Consider the following 15,696-nt stretch of genomic DNA (forward strand, 5'->3'; position numbering starts at 1 on the left):
GGCCGGCGCCGCGACCCGGAGATCGGCGCCGCGACCGACGGCGTCAGCCGCCCTCGTAGCGCTTGCGCCTGCGGTACAGGGTCGACGCGTCGATGCCGAGAATGCGGGCCGCGTCGTCGAGCGTCGCGGTGCGGGCGATGACGCGCAGGATGTGCTCGCGCTCGATCTCGTCGAGCGTGCAGTCGCCGCCCAGCCGGGGGCCGGCTGACGGTTGGGCGGCGATGCGCTCGGGAAAGGCCGCCGGCACCAGCACCGGCGCCGGCCACAGGATGAGGGCGCGCTCGATCGCGTTGCGCAGCTCGCGCACGTTGCCCGGCCACGGGTAGGCGACCAGCGCCTGCGCCGCCGGGGGCGAGAGCTCCGGTACCGGCCGCCGGGCGGCGCGCGCGAAGAAGACGAGGAAGTGGCGGGCCAGGCGCAGGATGTCCTCCGGCCGCTCGCGCAGCGGCGGCAGGCGCAGCTCGACGACGTTCAGCCGGTACAGCAGGTCCTCGCGGAAACGCCCGGCCTTCACGTCGGCCTCGAGGTCGCGGTTGGTGGCGGCGAGGAGACGCACGTCGGCGCGCCGGGTCTCGGTCTCGCCGACGCGCTCGAACTCGCGCTCCTGCAGGAAGCGCAGCAGCTTGGCCTGCAGGCCGGGCGAGATCTCGCCGATCTCGTCGAGCAGCAGGGTGCCGCCGTCCGCCGCCTCGACGCGCCCCGGCTGATCGCGCACCGCGCCGGTGAAGGCGCCGCGGGCGTGCCCGAACAGCTCGCTCGCCAGCAGCTCCTCGGAGAGCGTCGGGCAGTTGACGGTGACGAACGGCCGCGCGGCGCGCGGGCTGCCGGCGTGCAGGGCGCGCGCGACGACCCCCTTCCCGGTGCCGTTCTCGCCGCGCAGCAAGACCGTCGCGTCCGACGCGGCGACGCGCGGCAGCACGTCGAGCACGGCGCGCATCGCCGGCGCGTCGCTGTCGAGCTCGACCTCCGGCGTCGCGCTCGCCAGCTCGGACTGCAGCGCCGCCACCCGGCGCACCAGGCGCTGGCGGTCGGCGACCTGTTCGACGACGTGCCGGATCTGCGCCGGCGTGAACGGCTTCGGCAGGTAGTCGCGGGCGCCGCGGCGCATCGCCTCCACGGCGGTGTCGATGGTGGCGTAGGCGGTGATGATCACCACGTCGAGGTCGGGCCGGCGCGCCAGCAGCTCGGGCAGCAGATCGAGCCCGCTGGCGTCACCGAGGCGGAGGTCGAGAAAGGCGAGATCGTAGCCGGCGGCGGCGACGGCGGCGCGCGCCGCGTCGGCGGTGGCGACCCCGGTGACCGCGCAGCCGAGCCCTTCGAGGCAGATCGCGACGGTGGCGCGGATGTTCTTCTCGTCGTCGATGACGAGCACCCGCAACCCCGGCCGGTCCGTCATGGCCCCGCGATGCTAGCGCGGGGCTCGGGCGCGCGCCACGCCGACGCCGTGGACCGGCCAGCGGCGGCGCGGTAAGCGTGCCGCGTGCTCGTCGCGAGCCTGCTCTCCGCCGTCGCCGGCCTCGCCGGGGCGCGCGCGTTGGCGCTCGGCCATCCGCTCGGCCTGCTCGGCCTCGCGATCGGCGCCCTGCTCCTGCGCTGGCCGGTGTCGCTGTGGACGGTGCCGCCGCCGCCGGAGCTGGCGCCGCGCGCGCGCCGCTGGTTGCTGCTCGGGGTGACGGCGGTGGCGGCCGGCTTTCGCTGCTACCGCCTCGACCAGCCGGGGCTGTGGGGCGACGACGCGATCAACGGCCTGCTGGCGTTCGACGTGCTCGACGGCAGGATCACCTCGCCCTTCGCCCTCGTCGCGCATGCCCACAGCGTCTTTCACGCCCTGTCGAGCTATCCCGTCGCGGCGGCGTTCCACCTCTTCGGCGCCGACCTGTGGACGCTGCGTCTGCCGGGCGTGCTCATGGGCATCGCCGGCGCGCCGCTGCTGTACGCGATCGCCGCGCCGCTCTTCGGCGCCCGCGCCGGCCTGCTGGCGGCGCTGATCTACGCCTCCTCGCCGCCGCAACTGACGCACGCCAAGCAACTGGTGCAGATCATCACCGGCGAATTCCTCCTGCTCGCCGGCCTGGCGCTGCTGGTGCAGGGCTGGAGCGCCGCGCGCCGCTGGTGGGTGGTCGTCGCCGGCATCCCCCTGGCGCTCTCGGTCTGCACCTACCACGCGACCCGCATCGCCCCCCTGATCGCGGTCGCCTACGTCGCCGCGGCGTGGCGGCAGCAGCGCCGATCGCCGGCGCGCCGGATCGGCGGCGGCACGCTGCTGCTCCTGCTGCTGGTGTTCGCGGCGGCGCTCGCGCCGGCGATCGTCGGCTATGTCCGCGATCCGGACGCGCTCACCCATCGGGTGAACGCCACGTCGATCTGGGTCACCATGCGCGAGGCGCACAGTTGGCGGCCGCTGTGGGAGGCGACCTGGCGCACGCTCGGCATGTTCCACTACCAGCAGGGCCCCGAATACCACTGGTTCGGCCTCGGCTTCGATCCCGCGTTCAACGTCGTGGTCGGCGCGCTGCTGGCGCACGGGCTGATCGCCAGCCTCCTCGGCTGGCGTCAGCCGCGCCACGTCCTGCTGCTCGTCTGGGTGGCGATCGGCCTCGCGCCGGGCATTCTCTCGGGCGGCGCGCCGCGCCTCTACCGCTCGCTGCTGGCGACGCCGCCGCTCTACATCTGGTCGGCCCTGCCGCTGGCGCAGATGCTGGCGGCGGCGCGGGCCTCGACCCTGCCCGCCCTGCGGGCGACGGCGCTGGCGCTCGCGATCGCGGTGCCGCTGATCGACTCGCAGTACTACTTCTATCGCGTCTACACGCATCCGCTGTTCCACTGGTACCAGGGCGAGCGGCTGGTCGAGATGGCGCGCACCCTGCGCCGCCGCGGCGCCGGCTGGACCGGCTACCTGCTGGCCGACGTCTTCGATGCCAACCACGAAACCTTCCGCTTCCTGGCGCGCGCCTGGCATCTCGACATCGAGCCCGTGGCAAGCCTCGCCGACGTGCTGCCGCTGCGCGAGCCGCCGCCGCGCGGCGCGCTCTTCATGATGAGCGAAGCGGCGCTGCCGGCCGCCGACGCCGTGCGCGCCATCTACCCGGAGGCGGGCCCCCTGTCGCTGCGGCACGAGCCGGCGCTGCGCTCGTGGTTCCTCGACCGCTGGTGGCCACTCGCCTCCTGGCCCGACCCGCCCCGGCCGGTCGCCGGCTTCGTGGCGGTGGATCGCGCGGCGCTGGCGCACCCGCGCCTGCAGCCGCCGATCGGCCTGAACGCCGACTACGACTTCGGCTCGCACACGCTGGTCCGCCGCGAGCCGTATCCGTTCTATGCCTTCCTCACGCCGACCTTCTCGGCGCCGTTCAGCGCGCGCTTCAGCGGCCGCCTGCGGATCCCCGCCGACGGCTACCGGCTCGACGTCGACAGCAACGGCGCCTGGACGATGCGGATCGACGACCGCGAGGTCGGTCCGGGCGACGCGCTCACCGCCGGCTGGCACGCCGTCGAGCTGGCGCTGCGCGGCGTGCCGCCGACGCTGCGCCTGCGCATCGAGTGGTCGGCCCCGCGGCAGAAGAAGGAACCGGTGCCGCCGGACGCGTTCGCTCCATGACCCGAACGGCTACAGCCACCGCTGCAGCCACTCCAGCGCGGCCTCGACCTCCGGCCCGCTCATGCCGTGGCCCTCGCCGTCCAGGCGGAGATAGCGGAAGCGAGCGGGATCGCCGGCGCGGGCGTAGGCGTCGGTGAGGATGCGCGCCGTCTCGTCGGCGCAGTCGACCGGGATGAGCGGATCGCCGGCGCGATTGACCATCAGCAGCGCCGCGTGGGTGATCGCGGCCGGATCGCGGATCACTTCCTGGGTCCGCATCCACGCCGCGTAGTCCGGCGCCAGACGCAGCGGCTGGCCGTTCATGCCCATGGCCGACCCCTGGAGGAAGCGCTGGTAGTCGGCGCACGCGGCGATCGCCACGACGACGCCGATGCGCTGATCGACCGCGGCGGCGCGCAGGGCGATGAACCCGTTGGTCGAGCCGCCGACGAAACCCAGGCGCTTCGCATCGACCTCCGGCTGGGCGATCAGCCAGTCGACCACCGCCGGCACGAATTTGTCGGCGGTGGTCGAGATGTCGCGCAGGTAGCGTTCGCCGAGCACGGCCTCGCTGGGCGAGGCCAGGACCCACTTGCCGACCACGGCGGCATCGGGCGCCGGCGTCGGCGCCGGCCCCAGCAATCCCCAGCGCACGGTGTAGGTGGCGGCAACGAAGCCGGCGGCGACGATCGGGTGGGTGTCGCCGAGCAGCGCGATGACGGCCGGCTTCGGCCCGCTCGGCTGCAGCGGAATGTTGAGACGGACGGTGACCGCGCCATTGACCAGGGTCGCTTCTTTGACGAGGTAGGTCGTGGTGGGCGGGCCCGGCGGCGCCGCGCCATCGTCGGACCGCACCGCGCCGCAGGCGACCAGCAAGGGAACGAGCAGGATGAAGAGGCGGGTCGGCATCGCAGGACCCACGCTACGCGAGCGGTGGCTCGCTGGACAACCGCTCGCCCCCCTCGGGCTGGCGATCGCAGCCGCGCTGCTGTCGTGCGGCTGCGCGACCCGCCCGCTGCTCGAGCGCGCGCTGGCGGCCCGCGGCGGCCCGCTGCACGGCGTCGTCCTCGACGCCGCGGCGCGCGTCTACAGCGGCGCGCCCGGCCGTTGGCGGTATGCGCGCGTCTACCTGTCGCCAGGTCTCTACGCCTGGCGCATCGAGACCGCCGGCGAGCCCGACACCTACATCTTCGACGGCGGCGCCGTGCGCGCGTACATCGGCGCCGCGGCGACCTCGGTGGACGCCAGCCCGACGGCGCCGCTGCGCAGCCACGCGCGCTGGACCGCCGTCTCGCTGCTCGACGGCCTGACCGCGCCGGACGTCAGCGTCGCCGAGCTGCCCGCCGACGAGGTGCCGGCCGGCGCCCGCGAGGGACTGCGCGTCACCTTCGCCGACGGCGGCACCTACCGGCTCGGCTTCGACCGACGGGCCCTCCTGACCTCGATCGACGGCCCCCTCGACCTCTCGCCGCTGGCCAGCGGCCCGGCCAGCGCCCGCTACGACGATCCGCGCCGCGTCGGCGGCGTCACCCTGCCGTTCCGCGCCACCTATTTCGCCGGCGGCCAGCGCGTCGCCGAGGAGGCGATCCAGGCCGCCTGCGTCAACCCGCCGGCGCTGACCCCCGCGGCGTTCACGGCGCCCGAGCGGCTCCCGACCTGCGACGGCGGGCGGTAGCCGACATCGCGCTTGACGGCGCCGCGCCGCCTCTGTTACGCGAGGCTAACGACTGTTAGCCAGAAGGAGACCCTCCGATGCAGTACGACATCGTGTCGGCCGATTCGCACATCATCGAACCGCCGGACCTGTGGGAGAAGTGGTTGCCGAGCGAGTTCCGCAAGCGCGCCCCGCAGCTCACCAAGGACGAGGAAGGCGGCGACGCCTGGGACTTTCACGACGGCGGGCGGCCGATGACCATCGGTCTCGTCACCAAGACCCGCGGCAAGAGCTACGACCAACTGCGCTGGGGTGGTTCGAAGTACGACACCATCAACCAGGGCTGCTTCGAAGCGACGGCGCGGGTCAAGGAGATGCTCGAGGACGGCGTCCAGCTCGAGGTCATCTACCCGCCGCAGCGCACCATGCGCCACTTCATGCTCGACGAGGACAAGGAGTTCCACCTCGCCGGCGTGCAGGGCTACAACGACTGGCTCGCCAAGGGCTTCGTCGGCAAGGCGCCGCAACACTTCGTCGGCCAGGCGCAGATCCCCAACCTCGGCGTCGAGACGGCGATCGCGGAGATGCAGCGCTGCCACAAGATGGGCCTGCGCGGCGTCGTCATCTCGAGCTGGCCGTCGGGCAAGCCGTTCCTCGACGACGACTGCGATCCCTTCTGGGCCGAGGCGGAGAAGCTGAACGTCCCGGTGAGCGTGCACATCAGCCTGGTGCACCGCGGCCAGCAGCGCGAGCAGATCGGCAACATCGCCCGCAAGGGCGAGGCGGCGCTCACCGGCTTCAGCGCCGCCGGCCTCACCACCATGCCGCTGATCGTCGGCGAGACCATCTTCTGGGGCCTGTTCGACAAGTTCCCGAAGCTGAAGATGGTCGGGGTCGAGTGCGGCGCCGGCTGGGTGCCGTACTTCCTCGAACAGATGGACGACCGCTACTGGCGCAATCGCGGCTGGGCCAAGAGCACGCTCAAGCACCAGCCGAGCGAGTACTTCCGCCGCCACTGGATGACGACCTTCATCGTCGACCACTACGGGGTCCAGAACCGGCACGCGGTCGGTGTCGCGAACATGATGTGGTCCACCGACTACCCGCACCACGGCGCCGACTGGCCGTACTCGCGCAAAGTCATCGACGAGATGTTCCTCGGCGTCCCGGCGGAGGAGCGGCAGCGCATCCTCGCCGGCAACTGCATCGAGCTGTACGGCCTGGGCAACTGAGGAAGTCAGGTCGGGGGGATGGGGTTGGGAGCCCCTGACCCGCATCCCCTCGCCTCCATCCCCGCTCATGCGGGACTCCGCCGCCATCGTCGGCATCCATCAGACGCCGTTCGCAGCCCGGCTTGGCGGCAGCGACCTGTCGCTGGCGACGCAGGCGATCGTCGCCGCCCTCAACGACGCCGGGCTGTCGCCGCGCGACGTCGACGGACTGGTGAAGAACGCCATGGAGGAGACCGAGGAGCACGCGGTCGCCCGCGCCCTCGGCATCCACAACCTGCGCTTCTTCGGCCAGGTGCCGTACGGCGGCGGCGCCACCTGCGGCATGGTGGCGCAGGCGGCGATGGCGATCGCCGCGGGGCTGGCGACCACCGTCGTCTGCTGGCGGGTGCGCAAGCGCGCTTCCGGCGGACGGCCATGGGCGCAGGGCGGCCCGCGCATCGGCGGCGACGCGCAGTTCGCCGCTCCGTACGGCCTGCTGCGGCCGGCGGATCACGTCGCCCTGTTGATGCGCCGCCACATGGTCGAGCGCGGCAGCAGCAGCGCCCAGCTCGGCGCCATCGCCGTCGCCTGCCGCGCCCATGCGGCGCGCAATCCGTTGGCGCAGAAGCGCACGCCGATCACGGTCGCCGATCACCAGGCGTCGCGACCGGTGAGCGACCCGCTGCGTCTGCTCGACTGCTGCCTCGAATCCGACGGCGCCGCGGCGCTGGTGCTGACGGCCGCCGACCGCGCCCGCCACGGCCCGCGGCCGCCGGCGCTGGTGCGTGCCGCGACCCAGGCGACCGGCGCCCAGGTCGGGCGCATGCTCGACTGGAACAAGCCCTTCCCGCTCGAGTCCTCGGGCCGCGCCGCGGCCGACGTGCTCTATCGTCAGGCGGGACTCGGCCCGCGCGACATCGACTGCGCCCAGATCTACGACTCCTTCACCCCGTTCGTGCTCTTCGCGCTCGAGGACTACGGCCTCTGCCCGCGCGGCGAGGGCGGTCGCTTCGCCGCCGACGGCCACCTGCAGTGGCCCGACGGCGACCTGCCGGTCAACACCCACGGCGGCTCGCTCTCCGAAGGCTACATCCAGGGCATGAACCACGTGGTCGAAGCGGTGCGGCAGTTGCGCGGCACCTCCACCTGCCAACTGACGCGCGTCGATCACGTGCTGGTCACCAGCTCGACCAGCGTCCCCACCAGCGCGCTCATCCTCGGCCGCGACCACTGAGCCACGGCGCCGGGCCGCCGCGCGGCGCACTCCGCCGCGGGGAGATGGCCTCACCCCGGCGCGCGGCGCCACCGCCGCGGCCACCCGCCTCGCAGCCGGAGCCAGATCCCGTACAGGATCAACGCCAGCGCCAGGTCGATGGAGAAGCGGGCGCCCATCAGGTGGCGGGGCAGACCGAAGAAGCCGTCGCCGAGCACGCTGGCGATCACCAGCACGACGGCGTTCATGAACAGGAACGACAACGCGGCGTGCCTCCCGTCCCAGCGGCGCGCCAGGGCGGCCCGCGCCAGCGCGAGCAGGCCGACGCCGAGCAGGAACCCGACGAGCGGGAGGGGCGCGCCGCGCAGGCGCGCGAACTGCCACCACCCGCGGTAGACCGCCGGCGGTCGCGCGCGGTCGGCGAAGCTCGGATCGGCGGCCGTGGTCTGGCGAAGCGCCGGCAGCAGGCGCGGCAGCGCGCGCGTGACACGACGCGGATCGCGGGCGTAGGCGAGCACGACGCGGACGCGCGACAAATCGCGCAGCGCCGCCGCGGAGCGGTCGCGTTCCGCCGCGTTCAGCTCGAAGTAGGCGCGACCGACCAAGGGCGCCTGCCCTGGATCGACGCCCAACTCGGCGAGCAGGCGCGCCGGGTCGTCGGCGACTTCGGCGACGCCGCGGAACACGACGTGGTGGTTGTTGATGTCGGGAAAGCGATAGCCGCCGCCGGCGGTGAAGTGCCAGGTGGTGAGCGCGCCGGCGAGCAGCAGCGCCACCAGCAGCGGCGCCGCGGCGCGCAGGTGGGCCGCCCACGGGCGCATCGGCCGGGCCAGCACCGCCGCCGCGACCACGAACGGGGTCAGCATGTAGAGGTTCTTGCTGAAACCCGCGAGCAGCGCCGCGCCGTTGAGCAGCGCCGGCCGCATCCAGCCGCGCGCGTCGCCGGCGCCGGCGAGCAGCGCCAGCGCCACGGCGAGCACGCCGAGCAGGGCCGCCGGGTCGGCGAAGAAGCTGTTGCAGTAGAGCGAGTACGACACGTCGAGCGCCGCCCAGGCGAGCAGGGCGCAGAGCAGCGCCGGCACGCCGGCGCGCATCGCCAGCGCGAGGGCGAGCGCGTACAGCAGGAGGTACACCGCCCCGACCTGGCGGATGTCGAGCGCCGCCGCCCCCATGCCGATTCCGAGCGCCTTCGCGGCCACCGCGAGCAGCGCCGCCGACGAGAACCCGGCGCCGAGGTGGGCGGTCGATACGCCGTAGGTTGGGCTCACGTACTGGTGGATCACCGCCTCGCGCGCGTCGAGCGGCACGATGCCGGCCGGCCTCATGACCCGCCAGAAGTCGCCGTTCTCCGCCGCGCCGACGAGCGGCTGGCGGAGCAGGATGGCGGCGTGGCCGGCGATCACCGCCACCAGCAGAACGATGCCGACGCGGCGATCGCGCCGCGGCTCCGCCGGCAGCCCGGACATCAGGCGTGGTCGCTCCCGAACGCGCGACCGTCGTCAGCCATGCCGGGCTCCAGCGGCGGGCATCGGCGTGTCAGCGGTGGAGGGTGCCGATGCGTTGGCCCAGCCGCACGGCGGTGCCCGGGGGCTGGACGTCCAGGGTCAGCAGGCCGGGGGCGGCGACGAGCACGATCGTCGATCCGAACTCGAAACGGCCCCACTCTTCGCCCTTGGCGAGCGGAATGCCGTCGCCGTAGCCGCGCGCCTCCAGCGCGCGGGTGCGGCGGTTGGTGGTGAGGTCGTCGAAGGTCACCCGAACCTTCCCGACCATGGTGGCGCCGACGGCGACCAACGCCAGCTCCTCGCTCGCGCCGGCGACGGAGAGGAAGGCGCAGAGCCGTTCGTTGACCGCGAACAGACCGGCGATGCCCTCGACGCCGATGCGGTTCACCGGCCAGAGCGCCCCCGGAATGTGGACGGCACGCCGCACCCGGCCGGCGCACGGGGCGTGGAAGCGATGGTAGTCGCGCGGCGAGAGATAGAGCGTGGCGAAGGCGCCGCCCTCGAACCGCGCCGCCGCCGCGGCATCGCCGAGCAGCGCGGCGCAGTCGTAGTGCCGGCCCTTGACCTGCAGCAGTTGTCCCTGCTCGATGCGCCCGGCCGCGCCCCAGGCGCCGTCGCAGGGCGACACCAGCGCGTCCGGGGCGGCGTCGATCGGCCGGACGCCGTCGCGCAGCCGACGGGTGAAGAAGGCCTGCACGCTCTCGAAGGCCTCGAGCGGCTCGGCGACCTCGGAGAAGTCGACGCCCACCGCACGGCCGAACGCGCGCACCGCCGGGGCGCGCAACGGGCGGGGCAGCCGGCGCGCCGCCAGCCACCCGGCGCCGCGCGACAGCGCGTGCGTGGGCAGCGCCCGGAGCAGCGCCAGGGCGATCCGGTGCGATGACATCCCGGGGTCCCTACACAGCCACCGCGCGCCACGCCAGCGATGCCGGACGAAGCGCGCTGGCGCGGAGGCGAATTGCGGCCGTCTGACATTTTCTCATGGGCGCAGCAAAGCGCTGGACGCGCTCGTCTCTCCAGTCGGATCCGCCGTCGCGACTCCGACTCTTCACTTCCCCCTCATGCCCCTGTCACCACGCTCCAGTATGCTCCTCGCCAGTCGCGCCCGGACGGCGATGCCAAAGGTGACTCACCGCGTTCCCTGTCCGCTGTGCCGCATCGAGTTCGATCTCTTCGCCGCGACGTGGTGCAGCCACCTCGAGGGCGAGCCGTCGAAGATCTGCCCCCACTGCCGGCAATGCCTGTGCGAACACCCCGCCTACCTCGAGCCCAACTTCTGGAAGGACGCGCCGCTGGCGTTCCGCCAGCAGGGCTTCCAGCGGCTGTTCCTGCTCTACCTCTGAGCGCCGCCGCGCCACCGGGAGCGGCTGCGGCGATCGACTGGCGGCTCACGCTGCCGGCGCGTTCGCCCTACGACCGCCAGGTCCTGGCGCAGACGATTCGCGCCGCGATCGCCCGCTGGGGCCGCGTGCGCGTCGCCGTCGGCCGCGTCGTGCTCCTGCTCGATGCCGCCGCCGGCGCCGCCGAGCCATGCGACCGGTGCGGGCGGCGCGCCGACCGGATGCAGTGCCGGCTCGAGGCAATGGCGACCTGCCTGCGCTGCGCGCTCGACGCGGTCGCGACGGACGTGGACGCGACCCTGGACATCGGCACCCTGACACCGGTCGCGCCGCATGCGGCGCGCTCGCCGCACAGCGGACGCCGCAGCAAGCGCGGCGACGCGCCGCGCCCATCGGTGACACGGCATCGTCAGTGAATTGACACTGATGGCCGTTCGCTGCCGTTCGAAGTCGTGCGGCCAGAGCCCGATTCGGCGCTTTCCCGTCCGGTGACCGACGTCCGTTTCTTGGCACGTTTGTTGGTCTTTGCGACGCGAGGAGGGGTGCCGTGCGAAAGCTGCGCAGCCAGGGCAAATCGCGAGCCGCCGAGCGCGGGCTCACGCTCATCGAACTGCTGATGGTGGTGGCGATCATCGGCGTCCTGGCCGCGATCGCGCTGCCCCAGGTCCTCAGCTATCGGCAGATCGCCTTCGACGCGCAGGCGAAGTCCGACCTGCGCAACGCCGCCAACGCCCAGGAGGCGTACTTCCTCATCGAAGGCGACTACCTCGACTGCGCCAACGCCACCTGCGCCAGCCAACTGCCCGACTTCCGGCTGTCCAACACCGTGTCGATCGCCATGACGGCCGACAATGGCGCCCAGCCGACGTTCACCGGCACCGCCGCTTCGAACGGCGGCAAGCGCACCTTCACCTACGACAGCGCCGCCGGCGGCATGATCAACTGACGATCCGCGCGGGTGGGCCTCGCCGCCCCTTTGCGCGCCGCCGCCGGTTCGGGTTTCCTCTCCTGACGGAGAGGGGCCAGGGTGAAGGGAAGCCGAGCACGCGCCAGCACGTCGCCACCGGCCCGGTGGGTCCTCGGGCTGGCCGCCCTGGCCACCCTGCTCGCCGCCTGCGCCGTCCGCCCGGCGCCCCGCGGTTCCGCCGTCGATCAGCCATTCATCCTCACCTTCTGGTGCGCGCCGCCCCTGCCGGTGCTCGACGATGCGCGGATGGCCGAGATCGCCGCCGCCGGGTTCACCACCCTCGGCGCCCCGTGCGAGGGCGACCTCGAACCCGCCGAGAACCTGCGCATGCTGGCGCTGGCCGAACGCCACGGCCTGCGCGCCTGGGTCGCCGACCACCGCCTGTACTCCGCCGCCGCCGGCGCGGCCGATGGCAGCGCGCTCACCGCCGCGGTGGTCGACACCTACCGCGCCGCGCCGGCGCTCGCCGGCTACGTGGTGGCCGACGAGCCGATCACGTCGCAGTTTCCGCGCCTGGCGCCGGTGGTCGCGGCGCTGCGCGCCGCCGACCCGGCGCGGCTCGCCTACATCAACCTGCTGCCCGACTACGTGCCGCCGCCGCTGCTCGAGGCCGAGTCCTATCCCGACTATCTCGAACGCTTCGTCGCCGAGGTCCGCCCGCGGATGCTGAGCGTCGACTACTACCCGTTCGGCAAGCACAAGGATCGCTCGACCTTCTTCGCCAACCTGGCGGCGCTGCGCGAGACCGCGCTGCGCCACGACCTGCCGTTCCTCTGGATCGCGCTCGCCATGCCGCACGGCCCCTACCGCGCGCCGAGCGAAGGCGAGCTCTCCTGGCAGGCGTTCCACGCCTTGGCGTACGGCGCCCGCGGCGTCTCCTACTTCACCTACTGGACGCCCTCCGGGGAGAGCGACTGGCATCATCGGCGCGGCCTGCTCGACGCCGGCCGGCCAACCGCGCGCTACTTCCAGGTGCAGCGCATCAACCGCCAGTTGCGGGCGGCCGGCGACGCGCTCGCCGGCTGGCGCTCGCTCGCCGTCGCCGACTCGCGCGGCGAGGTCGCCGCGCCGCTGCCGATCGGCCCGCTCGCCGGCGTCGACGGCGGCGACTTCACCATCGGCTTCTTCGGCGACGGCGACGGCATCGCCGCGCTGGTGGTGAACCGCGACTATCGCGACGGCGCCACCGCCACCCTCCGCCTGCGCCCCGGCGTCGCGCCGCCGCTCGAGCTGGTCGACGGCCGCTGGCAGCCGGCGCGTTCCCTCAGTTGGGTGATCGAGCCCGGCGGCGCCCGCCTGCTGAAGTGGGCGTCCTGACCCCGCCGGCGGGCGCGGGCGCGAATGGCGATGCCCGGCGTCGCCCGGCCGAAGCCGACGCGGGTCCTCCAGGTCACGTTCCGAGCAGCGCCACCAGCCCCTCGGCGACGGCGCGCTCGGCGGCGCGGGCGCTCAGTCCCTGGTGGACGCGCAGCACGTGCCAGGTGGAGAAGCCACAGAGGGCGGCGACGACCGCGGCCCGCCGGCGGCGCTCCGGCGGCGGCAGGCGGCGCAGCTCGGCGGCGAAGACGCGCCCCGCCTCGCGGCGCTGCGCGCCACGCAGGGCGGCCAGTCGACCCGCGATCGCCGGCGAGGTGCCGGCGATCAGCAGCGCCGCGCGACGCACCGGCGCGATGAGCGCGAACATCCGCGCCCGCTGCGCCGCCAGCGCCGCCGCCCGCTCCGCCAACGGCAGGCCGGGGTCGATGGCGGCGCGCAGCGCGGCGATGCGCGCCGTCTGCCGGTCCGACACCGCCGCGTAGAGCGCCTCGCGGTCGGCGAAGTGCTGGAAGACCGACCGCACCGAGACGCCGGCGCGGGCGGCGATGCGCGGCATCGACGGCTGCTGATCGCCCGCCTCGAGCAGCGCCAGCAGCGCCTCGACCACCGCGGCCCGGGTCGCCCGCGAGCGGGCGCGCCGGCGATCGCCACGGCGCGGCAGCCGCGCCGACGAAGTTCTTGCACCCATAGTGCAGATTCTGTAGACGGCCGGTCGGCGTCGGGCAACCGGCGCCGCCCGCCATGGACGCGCCCTACACCCTCTACGGCATGGATGTGTCGTACTTCACCGGCAAGCTCGAGGCCTACCTGCGCTACAAGCGCGTGCCGTATCGGCGGGTGGAGGCGACGTGGCGCATCCTCATCGGCCCGCTGCGCCGGCACACGGGCGTCGCCAAGGTGCCGGTCGTGCACACGCCGGAGGGCGACTGGCTGCAGGACTCGACGCCGATCATCGACTGGTTCGAGGCCCGCTGGCCGGACGGCGCGGTGCTCCCCGACGATCCCCTGCAGGCGTTCTGCTGCCGGCTGCTGGAGGACTATGCCGACGAGTGGCTGTGGCGGCCGGCGTTGCACTTCCGCTGGAGCCATCGGCGCGACGCGCGCCTGCTCGGCGATCGCATCGCCGCCGAGGTGCTGGCCGGCATCCCGCTGCCGCACGCCCTGCGCGCCTTCAACATCCGCCGCCGGCAGTACAAGGTGTACGTCGCCGGCGACGGCGTCACGCCCGCGACCCGCGCGCACGTCGAGCGCGTCTACACCGACACCCTGGCGCGTCTCGAGGCCATCGTCGGCGCGCGACCGTTCCTCCTCGGGGCGCGGCCGTGCCTGGCGGACTTCGGCTTCTTCGCGTCGATGTTCCGCCACTTCAGCCTCGACCCCACGCCGGCGCGGTTGATGCGCGACACCGCGCCCGCGGTCTACGAATGGGTGGCGCGACTGTGGAACGCGCGTTGGGATCGCGTCGGCGCCGCCTGGCCCGCCGCGGGCACGCTGCCGGACGGCTGGGCGGCGCTGCTGCGCGACGTGGGCGAGGCCTACCTCCCGTACCTGCACGCCAACGCCGTCGCCTGGCGCGACGGACGTCGCCGCTTCGACTGCGACCTTCAGGGCGCCCCGTATCGGGCGCTGCCGGCGGTGCGCTACCGCGTCTGGTGCCGCGAGCGGCTGCAGGACCATTTCGAGGCGCTGCCGGCGGCGGCGCAACCGGCGGTCCGCGGGCTGCTCGAGGCCCACGGCTGCTGGGAGCCGCTGTGGCGGGATGGTCGCATCGCCTCGCGCCTGCACGATCACGACGCGCCGCCGCTCTGCCGGCCGCGCCCCGACCAGCGCCGCTGGTCGACCTCGCCCTGGAACCCGTGACCCGGGGCATGCGAAGGAGCCGACCATGAAACGACTCGCCCTCCTGCTGATCCTGCTCGCCGCGTCCGGCTGCGACCGCATCCTGCAGCGCCAGGTCGAGAAAGGGATCGAACGCGACACGGCGCTGCTCGAATCGCCGGACATGACGGTCATCCTCTGCGGCACCGGGTCGCCGCTCGCCGATCCGCAGCGGGCCGGGGCCTGCACGGCGGTGATCGCCGGCGGCCAGCTCGTCATGGTCGATGCCGGGCCGGGCTCGTGGGAGACGCTCGACCTCACCAAGGTGCCGACCGGCAAGCTGAGCGCCGTGCTGCTCACCCACTTCCACTCCGACCACATCGGCGATCTCGGCGAGGCGATCACCCAGAGCTGGATCGCCGGCCGCGACGCGCCGCTCGACGTCTACGGGCCGATCGGGACCAAGCGGGTCGTCGACGGCTTCGACGAGGCCTACAGCCAGGATGCGGACTACCGCACCCTGCACCACGACGAGCAGCACATGCCGCGCGCCGCGGCGCCGGCGTTGGCGCACGAGATTCCGCTCGGCGAGGCGGCGGACGCCGACGCGGTGGTGTTCGAGCGCAACGGCCTGAAGGTCACCATGTTCCGCGTGCTGCACGACCCCGTGAAGCCGGCGGTCGGCTACCGCTTCGACTACAAGGGCAACGTCGTGGTGATCAGCGGCGACACCGCGAAGAGCGCGAGCGTGATCGAGCACGCCAGGGGCGCCGATCTCCTCATCCACGAGGCGCTGAGCCGCGAGATGATGGGGCGCATCGCCGCGATCGTCTCGCAGCACGATCCCCGCCTCGGCAAGATGGCGAACGACACCCTCGGCTACCACACCAGCCCGGTCGAGGCCGCCGAAGTGGCGCGCGACGCCGGGGTGAAGACGCTGGTCTTCAGCCACGTCGTGCCCGGCCCGCGCAACGTCATCATGCGCCGCATGTTCCTCGCCGGCGTCGACGACGTCTTCAAAGGCGAGGTCATCCTCGGCGAGGACGGCCAGCGCTTCACGCTGCCGCCGAAGCGCTGACGCACGCCCCGCTTGTCGG

Annotated in this window: 15 protein-coding genes; 10 read left to right on the forward strand and 5 right to left on the reverse strand. The window is 73.6% G+C overall.

All coding sequences use genetic code 11. The annotated features are described in order from the left end of the window. Window positions 1–43 precede the first annotated feature (43 nt). Window positions 44–1,396 carry a sigma-54-dependent Fis family transcriptional regulator gene (locus KF840_01360; protein ID MBX3023536.1) on the reverse strand — a complete coding sequence of 451 codons (1,353 nt, stop codon included), beginning with the start codon at window positions 1,394–1,396 and terminating at the stop codon, window positions 44–46. Window positions 1,397–1,480: 84 nt separating this feature from the next. On the opposite strand from KF840_01360, the gene KF840_01365 reads away from it, so the two are divergent. Next, entirely contained in the window at window positions 1,481–3,595 is a 2,115-nt protein-coding gene (locus tag KF840_01365; GenBank protein ID MBX3023537.1) for a glycosyltransferase family 39 protein, read from the forward strand. A 9-nt stretch (window positions 3,596–3,604) separates the two neighbouring features. Here the strand turns inward: KF840_01365 and KF840_01370 are convergent, their stop codons facing one another. Next, window positions 3,605–4,483, reverse strand: a complete 879-nt coding sequence (locus tag KF840_01370) for a prolyl oligopeptidase family serine peptidase (protein MBX3023538.1) — start codon at window positions 4,481–4,483, stop codon at window positions 3,605–3,607. Here KF840_01370 and KF840_01375 point away from each other — a divergent pair. The 3 genes from KF840_01375 (at window position 4,464) to KF840_01385 (ending at window position 7,673) form a co-directional block, all read left to right on the forward strand. After that, a complete protein-coding gene (locus KF840_01375) occupies window positions 4,464–5,249 on the forward strand; it encodes a hypothetical protein (protein ID MBX3023539.1) in 786 nt (261 codons plus the stop codon). The genes KF840_01370 and KF840_01375 overlap by 20 nt on opposite strands. A 77-nt stretch (window positions 5,250–5,326) precedes the next feature. After that, window positions 5,327–6,460, forward strand: a complete 1,134-nt coding sequence (locus KF840_01380; GenBank protein MBX3023540.1) for an amidohydrolase — start codon at window positions 5,327–5,329, stop codon at window positions 6,458–6,460. A gap of 67 nt (window positions 6,461–6,527) precedes the next feature. After that, window positions 6,528–7,673, forward strand: a complete 1,146-nt coding sequence (locus KF840_01385) for a lipid-transfer protein (GenBank protein ID MBX3023541.1) — start codon at window positions 6,528–6,530, stop codon at window positions 7,671–7,673. 50 nt (window positions 7,674–7,723) lie between these two features. Here the strand turns inward: KF840_01385 and KF840_01390 are convergent, their stop codons facing one another. Both KF840_01390 and psd read right to left on the reverse strand, forming a co-directional pair. Beyond that, on the reverse strand, window positions 7,724–9,118 hold the full coding sequence (locus tag KF840_01390) for a hypothetical protein (protein ID MBX3023542.1): 1,395 nt from the start codon (window positions 9,116–9,118) through the stop codon (window positions 7,724–7,726). A gap of 70 nt (window positions 9,119–9,188) precedes the next feature. Further along, window positions 9,189–10,043, reverse strand: a complete 855-nt coding sequence (psd, locus tag KF840_01395) for a phosphatidylserine decarboxylase (GenBank protein MBX3023543.1) — start codon at window positions 10,041–10,043, stop codon at window positions 9,189–9,191. A gap of 229 nt (window positions 10,044–10,272) precedes the next feature. Here psd and KF840_01400 point away from each other — a divergent pair, with 229 nt between their 5' ends. From KF840_01400 to KF840_01415, 4 genes are all read left to right on the forward strand, one after another. After that, window positions 10,273–10,500, forward strand: a complete 228-nt coding sequence (locus tag KF840_01400; protein ID MBX3023544.1) for a hypothetical protein — start codon at window positions 10,273–10,275, stop codon at window positions 10,498–10,500. 125 nt (window positions 10,501–10,625) lie between these two features. Beyond that, window positions 10,626–10,913 (forward strand): hypothetical protein, encoded by a 288-nt coding sequence (locus tag KF840_01405; protein MBX3023545.1) that lies wholly within the window; start codon window positions 10,626–10,628, stop codon window positions 10,911–10,913. Between the two features lie 131 nt (window positions 10,914–11,044). Then, window positions 11,045–11,443, forward strand: a complete 399-nt coding sequence (locus KF840_01410; protein ID MBX3023546.1) for a prepilin-type N-terminal cleavage/methylation domain-containing protein — start codon at window positions 11,045–11,047, stop codon at window positions 11,441–11,443. A gap of 81 nt (window positions 11,444–11,524) precedes the next feature. After that, window positions 11,525–12,781: a hypothetical protein gene (locus KF840_01415; protein ID MBX3023547.1), complete on the forward strand. Its 1,257-nt coding sequence runs from the start codon at window positions 11,525–11,527 to the stop codon at window positions 12,779–12,781. A 73-nt stretch (window positions 12,782–12,854) separates the two neighbouring features. Here KF840_01415 and KF840_01420 read toward each other — a convergent pair whose 3' ends face one another. After that, complete coding sequence (locus tag KF840_01420) at window positions 12,855–13,469, reverse strand: TetR/AcrR family transcriptional regulator (GenBank protein MBX3023548.1); 615 nt, start codon at window positions 13,467–13,469, stop codon at window positions 12,855–12,857. A 53-nt stretch (window positions 13,470–13,522) separates the two neighbouring features. On the opposite strand from KF840_01420, the gene KF840_01425 reads away from it, so the two are divergent. After that, the gene (locus tag KF840_01425) at window positions 13,523–14,641 is read left to right on the forward strand and encodes a glutathione S-transferase (GenBank protein ID MBX3023549.1); all 1,119 of its coding nucleotides are present in this window, start codon (window positions 13,523–13,525) and stop codon (window positions 14,639–14,641) included. A gap of 25 nt (window positions 14,642–14,666) precedes the next feature. Continuing rightward, window positions 14,667–15,677 carry an MBL fold metallo-hydrolase gene (locus tag KF840_01430; protein MBX3023550.1) on the forward strand — a complete coding sequence of 337 codons (1,011 nt, stop codon included), beginning with the start codon at window positions 14,667–14,669 and terminating at the stop codon, window positions 15,675–15,677. Window positions 15,678–15,696: the final 19 nt, after the last annotated feature.

The organism is bacterium, assembly GCA_019637795.1.
In the GTDB taxonomy this organism is placed as follows: Bacteria; Desulfobacterota; Binatia; order HRBIN30; family CADEER01; genus JAHBUY01.